Origin of the sequence: Ruegeria sp. EL01, from assembly GCF_900313035.1 — a bacterium.
Taxonomy (GTDB): domain Bacteria; phylum Pseudomonadota; class Alphaproteobacteria; order Rhodobacterales; family Rhodobacteraceae; genus Ruegeria.
The window spans coordinates 276,707-283,903 of record NZ_OMPS01000001.1 but is presented as its reverse complement, the minus strand read 5'-3'; the positions used below and the strand labels follow the sequence as shown (position 1 = coordinate 283,903).

Below are 7,197 nucleotides of genomic sequence, written 5' to 3'. Positions count from 1 at the left end.
GAGCATGGCCGGGTGCATGGTTAAGCGGTACGAACATCTCGCGATGCCGTCGACCATGTTCCCGAACATAATCCTTGATGATGGTGTAACCACCCTCGAAGCCATGCTCATCACGCAGTCGCTCGCAGATCCGCTTGGCCGTATGCCGCTGTTTGCGCGGTCGTTGCCGATCTTCCGACAACCATTGATCAATGATCCCGGTGAACCCATCCAGCTTGGGCCGCCGGATCGGTGCTGACCGCCGGTAGCCGGGCGGGACCGAAAACGCCAAAATCTTGCGAACGCTGTCACGAGATATCCCGAAATGCCGGGCCGCTTCTCGCTGGCTCATGCCCTCGGCACAGGCCAGACGAACTTTACGATACAAATCCACGGAAAAGATCCTCCCGCCCCCCTCCGTTACGAAAAGAAGGGCAAAGATGGACGACTTTTACGCCGCCCGCAGCAGGGTCATCCCGCCGCTTCCGTGGTCGACTTTCTCACCGCCGTTCTCACTCGCGGTCAGATACTTCAAGGTGAACATGGTCTATTCGAGTAACCCTCACTTCGCACCTCATAGATTGTTTCAACAGCTTTAGATTGATCCAACAACGCTGACGTTTGAATTATAGTTTGGGCTCGAAACGGATGTCAGCGACGGGGGTACCAGTAAGACTGCTCCTGGATGCCGAAGCTTTGCAACGCCGCGGTCAAACATGCAACTCGACGAGCTGGATGAGGTTCCACAAGTGTCGTCAAAAACCGATATCGCCGCGCCACCAGCCTTAACAGGAGGCTGTGTGGATCCGACACCTACTGACTTTAGTTTCGCAACCTCCGTCTCAATGTCGTCAGCACTGAATGCCGAAACTGGGATACCGTCAGCCATAAATGCGTCCTGATAGGCGCGCGTCGCAGGATGCGTGCTCGGTTCTAAACCTAATTCCACGCCCTCAGTTTCTTCATGGGACACCAATGTCAGCCAACGTTGTTCACCCGTGGAATATCGTGCTTTACAACGAACCCAAGTTTGCTCGTGTAAAATCATGTGCTTTAGACTGATCATCAACAGCGATGCTCTTCATATACATTTTCATACAGAGTCTCCTTAAGAATATAGTTCCACCCAGGGGGTGATCGCATCCGCTATTGGTGCTTCCGCCAGACTATGAATCTTAGTGCGTTCTCGCCGCGCTGTGGTGATGAGGCCAGCCTGCTCCAGCTTATTCAGATGCCTGGTGATGCCTTGTCTGGATATTGTGGCTGAATGCTCTTCGAACAATCGCGCGCAAAGTTCGAAATGCGTCTGGTCGTCACGCTTTCTCAGCTCATCAAGGATCAACAACCGCGTTGTGTCACTAAGGGCGCTGAGGGCTGTGTGCCGCCATCACAGGCAACAAAGCCGTCCGGTCAATCAATTCCACAGGCCCCTAGGACCGGGCGATGCGCTCCGAGCCATGGCCGGGTTTCAGCACTTATGCGTACAGCTTGGTCGATTCTGCGCCCGCTTGCATGTCTTTTTGCAGCTTAAGAAGTTCATCGGCCAGAAAATCAACGAAGCGCCGTACACGCACGGTTCTTCGAAGATCGGTATGCAGCAATATCCAGAGTGTTCGGTCCAACGTCACTTCGGTGCCAGGCACCCGACAAATATCCGAGCAGTATCTTTCAAAGATCACAGGCAGATGCGACATGCCACAGTGCTGCCGCAGCAAACTGAGCCGCATGGGGAAATCACTGACAATGTGGCGCAGTTCAGCCAATGGAAAAGGCGATTGTTCGACCCATTTCGTGACGGCCCAATGTTTGGGAAAACCGATCCAATTCAGACCAGCGCCTTTCGGGCCCGCATCGGCAAAATGCTCCTCGATGTAGAGTTCGCTAGCATAAATTCCCATCGCAATAGGGTACAGTTTACGGGCAACCACATCATCGGTCACTTCAAATGCTGCTCGAAGCGACACATCGGTTTTATTGTCAGCAATGGACTCGATTTGTGATGTCAGGCGCAGCTCAACCTGGATTTCAGGGTACGCTTTGTGAAACTTCCCGATGATTGGTGCTATGATGTCATATGCAAACGCGGCTGCGAGCGAGAAGCGTACGATGCCCGTTTCGCTTCTGTCCAAACCTTCAACCCGCTTCCGCGCCGAGATAACTGTCGCTTCCGCCTGTTCCGCCAGAGGCACAAGCGCCTGACCAGCCGTGGTCAGTTCGAATCCGCGCCTTGAGCGATGAAAGAGTTGCGCACCATAGCTTGTTTCTAGCGCCTGAATGTTACGATTTACCGTTCCGTAGTTCTCATTGAGCAGTTCCGCCCCGGCGCGGAGGTTGCCTGCACGCGCGACGGCCAGAAAATATGGCAAAAACACCCAATCCGCAGATCGCATCAGCTCTCCCTTTTGTTACGTATTCGTAACGGTCTGATCTAATATAGAAGTTTTTTGTTTCCACTCCACAACATAATTGACCGGTGAGTTCAATCGCATTGGGTGTCAGCGCGCCGCTGCAACAACTGAGCAACCAAAGGAATCCGTTATGTCCAACCCCATCCTCCGCATCGACGCATCTGTTCGTCATACCGGTTCGCATTCGCGCGATCTTGCGGACCGCATCCTAACCCACATTGACAGTGGAGAGGTCGTGACGCGAGATCTTGCCGCTGGTCTACCGCTCATCAACAATGATTGGGTGACGGCTAACCTGTCCGATCCAGTAAAGCGTTCACTCGAGCAAAATGAATTCCTCAAGTTTTCTGACAGCTTGATCGAAGAATTGGTGGTCGCGGATACGATCGTAATCAGTTTCCCGGTCTACAATTTTGGCATCCCTGCAGTCCTGAAAGCCTGGCTGGACCTGGTGTGCCGCTTTGGTCTGACCTTTACCTATAGTGACAAAGGCCCCGAAGGTCTCTTGCAAGGAAAACGCGCCATCATTGCAATGGCGTCGGGCTATACCGGAGCCAGCGGCGAAGGCGACTTTGCCAGCACCCATCTGCGTTATGTTCTTGGCTTTCTTGGCATTACCGACGTTGACCTCGTCGCCGTCGACCAAACGATCTTTGGCGAGGATGAAGCATTGGCCAGATCCGTGGAACAAATCCAAACACTCAGAAGATAATTCTGATCAACCAAGAAGCAAAGGCTGGCTCCGAACTCCGAGACACGTACCGTTTCAAAGATCATTGAAATCTAAAGTGGTTGCGCGGTGCAAGCAGATCGGCCCATTCTGGACGTCGATCGCAGTCACCGACGCTGTGGTGCGGCTTCTCCAAAGCGGATTTGGGCAGGAGCGGAGCCTCAGGGTTCCAAGGGTTTGCGCACTGCCTGTGGCAGAACGAACGGGAGCGGGGTCGTCGGAACTTTGCTGATCGGCAAGTCAATACCGTAAACTTGCTGCATCAGGTCGCTACTGAGAACATCTGATGGCGTGCCAGAGCCCCAGACGGAGCCCTGCGAAAGAACATAAACACAATCAGAAAATAGAGCGGTGAGGTTCAGATCGTGCATCACCGCCACGACACCTCCCCCTCGGGCGGCGAAGTCACCGGCAATACCAAGAACCGTAAATTGATGCGCGATGTCGAGGCTGGCAACAGGTTCGTCCAGCAGCAGCCACCTGGGTTGATCAGCTTGCTGTGCCTCCCAGACCTGGGTCAGAACGCGGGCAAGTTGAACGCGCTGTTGTTCGCCCCCAGACAGGGTCTGGTAGGATCGATGTTCAAACCCGGCAAGATCGACATGCGCTAAGGCCCTGGATGTCAATCCGTCATCGCTTGCGACCAGCCCAGTTGCGAGCCCTAACCTGACTATCTCGTGAACTTTGAAAGGAAAGGCCACCGTTGTAGATTGTGGCAGCACGCCCCGCATCTCAGCCAGTTGCCAGGGCTTCAGTGCAGAAATGTCGTGGCCATTCAGGGTTACGGTTCCGGTCGAGTCGATCTCTCCGGCCAATGCCTTTAGCAGGGTCGACTTGCCCGATCCGTTGGGCCCGATGATTGCGGTGACCTGGCCGGGCTCCGCCTTGAAGTTCACACCGTGCAGAATGTCCTTTCGACCCAGACTGACGTAGATGTTCTTACCTTGCATGACCTACATTCCCATCGTGCCGTGACGGCGCAGCAGAATCCAAAGGAATACTGGCGCGCCGAGAATTGCTGTGACGATCCCGATCGGCAGTTCCGCCGGGGTCACCACGATCCGGCTGATCATGTCGGCGCATAGCAACAGGCTGGCGCCGAGCAACGCAGAATTCATCAAAAGCCGATGATGGTCTGGACCGGTCGTCAGACGTAACAAATGCGGGACCACAATTCCGATGAACCCAATGCCTCCGGACACGGCAACAGCGGCACCGGTGGCACCGGCAACCGCCAGAATGGCAACGTTTTTGCTGCGCTGAACCGGTATGCCCATGTGGTGGGCCACCGCCTCTCCCATCGCCAGCCCGTTGAGCGCGCGCGCAAGGAATTGTGTACTGGCGAGGGCTATCAAAATGATTGGTGCGGCCGAGGCGACCTTGCCCCAGGTCGCGCCCGCCAAGGAGCCCATTCCCCAGAATGTCAGGTCTCGCAGTTGTTGATCGTCGGCCATGTAGACTAAGACGCCCGATGCCGCGCCGGACAATGCACCCAATGCAATGCCGGCCAGCAGCATGGTCGCCACGGATGTTTGTCCGAGTCTCGTCGAGACACGGTACAGGATCAGGACAGACACCCAGCCACCCAGAAAGGCCGCGATGGCCACCAACCCATTTCCCGTCCAGGCCATTATCGATGTGGGTAGGTAGCCGCCAAGGATGATGGCCGAAATTGCGCCCAGACCGGCGCCAGCGCTGACGCCGACAATCCCCGGGTCCGCCAACGGGTTTCGGAAAAGCCCCTGCATGACCACCCCGGACACAGCCAACGCGGCGCCAACCAGAATCCCCATAGAAAGCCGGGGCAAGCGGATGTCCCAAAGAACAATCCGGTTCAGGTCGGACATGGACCGCCCGGTGATCAGGTCGATTACAGCGGTGTTTAGAGATGCATCCGAAGCGCCGACCGAGACGCTGGCGCCGCTGGTCAGACCAAGCAGAACCAGTAAAGTCAGCGTGACCCGCCGTGCTGTGACCCGCCGGTCGGGTTTGGGTGTCTCAGCGCCCAAGTGATCCAGTGCCAGCGTCATGAATCACCGACATCCTGAAGGGCCGCTGACAGATCAGAAATGGCACTGGCAGTTCTAGGCCCAAACCCGAGCAAGAAAGCACCTTGCATGCGGATAAGCCTCTTGTTCCGGCCAGCTGGGGTCAGCTTGACAGCGGGCAGCGAAAACAAATCGTGACCCTCCGTGTCATGATTGCCCCGCCGATCCATCATGAGGATGACATCCGGCGCGGCTAACGCCAGCGCTTCGGGAGTCATTGGCTTGTAACCCGACACGCTGTCGGCGGCATTCACGCCACCTGCTAGTCGAATGATGCTATCTGCGTGGGTATCAACACCGCCGACCGTGATCCGATTGTCTTGTGCGGACAGGATGAACAAGACCCGCTTCGGATCGGACCCAGCCGCATTATACGCCGCCGTTTGAGCCTGACTGAGCTGGTGCTTGGTTTGCGCTGCCAATTCCGTTGCAGCGTCATCAACACCTAGAATAGTACCAACTATTTGGATTTTATCGATCACGCCATCCAGAGAGAATTCGTCGTTGATCGTGACATATTGCACGCCCGCCTCTTGCAGAACCGCAATCGCGTCTGGCGGACCGGAGCCTTCGAGTGCGAGAATCAAGTCCGGTTCGACCGACAAAACGCCCTCGGGCGACAGCGCGCGCCGATACCCGACATCGGGCATCTCTAGCGCCTCTGCCGGGTAGGTCGATGTCCGGTCACGGCCGACGAGTCTGTCTTGTTGACCCAGGGCGTACACGATTTCGGTGATGGAACTGCCGATCGCGATGATACGCTTTGGTTTGTCGGTCTCAGCCGACGAGGCCTGCATGCTCAGCAGGACGGCGAGAACAGACCAGATCATTCGCATCTTGTTCATGTCAGCGCGACCTCGGGTTTGGAGTCAAGCCTGGCGACCAGTTCGTCCCAGGCCGGGCGATAGTCGGTTTCGCCCGAGCGGCGACCAAATATCTGGAAGATCAGCCCGCCTTCGGCATCGAAAGCCTCGACCGAGACGGCGGGACCGCGCTGCGTCGGTTTGGTGACGGCCCAAACCTCTGCAATATGGTCGGTTTGCAGATGCAGGTTGAAACGCGGATCAAGTACGTTGAACCATGGGCCCATCTGCTTGAGCGTTTGAACGCGACCACCATGGATTTCGATACATCCGCGATTACCAACAAAGACCATGACTTCGATTTCCTTGTCGCACACCTGTTCGAACATCTGGGATATTGCCGCTGGCGCCAGTTCCTTGACGAGCGGTTCACCGGCGATGCGATAAGCCCCCAGACGGTTCATCTTGAGCTTTGAGGTCAATCGCATGAACTGATGCGTGTCTGTCATTTTTGCCCATTCCGCGCGTAGGGTCTCGGCTTTGTCCCGATTGGCCTTGGGCGTCTCGGTCGGACTACGTGGTTCGACATCCAGAACCTGCGATTGATCTTCCGACGTAAGGGCGCTGACAAGCTGGTTCCAGTGATCCAGATCCGATCCCTCACGCAGGTAAATCTTGTGCACTGCATCTCCGGCGGCATCAAAGACCTGAAGGGACCTTTTCACGCCGCCGTCGGTTTTACGTTCGATTGCAAAGGCATGGACCCAGTGGCTGGGAAACATGCGCAAATCAATATCTTCCGTCAGCACCATCGAAGCATGCGCGCCCGAATGGTAATTGTCGTATTGTCCTACCTTTTCGATTACGCAGGACGTGTTACGCGTCAATGCCATGACCTCGCCCAGCCCGTTGAGCATTGGAAAAAGATCATCAAGGTTTGCCGACAACCGCGTTACGTCTTGCCCGGCGAAGGCTGCGATCAGCTGCCCTTCCGTAAGTCCAAGCGATTCTGCCAGATCGCGATCTCGCATACCGCTGTTTTGCGCATAAGCTGCACGAATTTGATCCGGGGCTTTAAGCACCTGTTTCATCATGGGTTTTCCCATCTTCGAGTTGATTTTCCTGAGGTGCTGGCCCGACCACCGAATTGATCGGTTGCCCGCTGGCGGATGTTGTCCAAACGATCAACATTAATTGTTGACTATTTTAGTAACCTTTATTAACGAGCA

At 55.7% G+C, this 7,197-nt stretch carries 7 protein-coding genes and 2 pseudogenes; 1 reads left to right on the top strand and 8 read right to left on the bottom strand.

The window, feature by feature from the left end; translation table 11 throughout:
- The 4 genes and pseudogenes from D9K61_RS01325 to D9K61_RS01310 form a co-directional block, all read right to left on the bottom strand.
- Positions 1–331, bottom strand: a pseudogene (locus tag D9K61_RS01325) (IS21 family transposase); the annotation flags it as partial.
- 243 nt (positions 332–574) lie between these two features.
- The gene (locus tag D9K61_RS27780) at positions 575–1,027 is read right to left on the bottom strand and encodes a VOC family protein (RefSeq protein ID WP_371688442.1); all 453 of its coding nucleotides are present in this window, start codon (positions 1,025–1,027) and stop codon (positions 575–577) included.
- A gap of 60 nt (positions 1,028–1,087) precedes the next feature.
- Positions 1,088–1,330 (bottom strand): annotated as a pseudogene (locus D9K61_RS27775) (ArsR/SmtB family transcription factor); the annotation flags it as partial.
- Positions 1,331–1,454: 124 nt separating this feature from the next.
- Positions 1,455–2,369 carry a LysR family transcriptional regulator gene (locus D9K61_RS01310; RefSeq protein WP_120631452.1) on the bottom strand — a complete coding sequence of 305 codons (915 nt, stop codon included), beginning with the start codon at positions 2,367–2,369 and terminating at the stop codon, positions 1,455–1,457.
- Between the two features lie 148 nt (positions 2,370–2,517).
- Here D9K61_RS01310 and D9K61_RS01305 point away from each other — a divergent pair, with 148 nt between their 5' ends.
- A complete protein-coding gene (locus tag D9K61_RS01305; protein WP_120631473.1) occupies positions 2,518–3,099 on the top strand; it encodes an FMN-dependent NADH-azoreductase in 582 nt (193 codons plus the stop codon).
- 179 nt (positions 3,100–3,278) lie between these two features.
- On the opposite strand, the gene D9K61_RS01300 is transcribed toward D9K61_RS01305, so the two are convergent.
- From D9K61_RS01300 to D9K61_RS01285, 4 genes are read right to left on the bottom strand one after another with little or no spacing between them, the layout of a single operon-like run.
- Entirely contained in the window at positions 3,279–4,067 is a 789-nt protein-coding gene (locus D9K61_RS01300; RefSeq protein WP_120631451.1) for a heme ABC transporter ATP-binding protein, read from the bottom strand.
- Between the two features lie 3 nt (positions 4,068–4,070).
- Positions 4,071–5,147, bottom strand: a complete 1,077-nt coding sequence (locus D9K61_RS01295) for an iron ABC transporter permease (protein WP_120631450.1) — start codon at positions 5,145–5,147, stop codon at positions 4,071–4,073.
- A complete protein-coding gene (locus D9K61_RS01290; RefSeq protein WP_120631449.1) occupies positions 5,144–6,010 on the bottom strand; it encodes a hemin ABC transporter substrate-binding protein in 867 nt (288 codons plus the stop codon). Before D9K61_RS01290 ends, D9K61_RS01295 begins: the two co-directional genes overlap by 4 nt.
- Entirely contained in the window at positions 6,007–7,062 is a 1,056-nt protein-coding gene (locus tag D9K61_RS01285) for a hemin-degrading factor (protein ID WP_120631472.1), read from the bottom strand. Before D9K61_RS01285 ends, D9K61_RS01290 begins: the two co-directional genes overlap by 4 nt.
- Between the last annotated feature and the right edge of the window lie 135 nt (positions 7,063–7,197).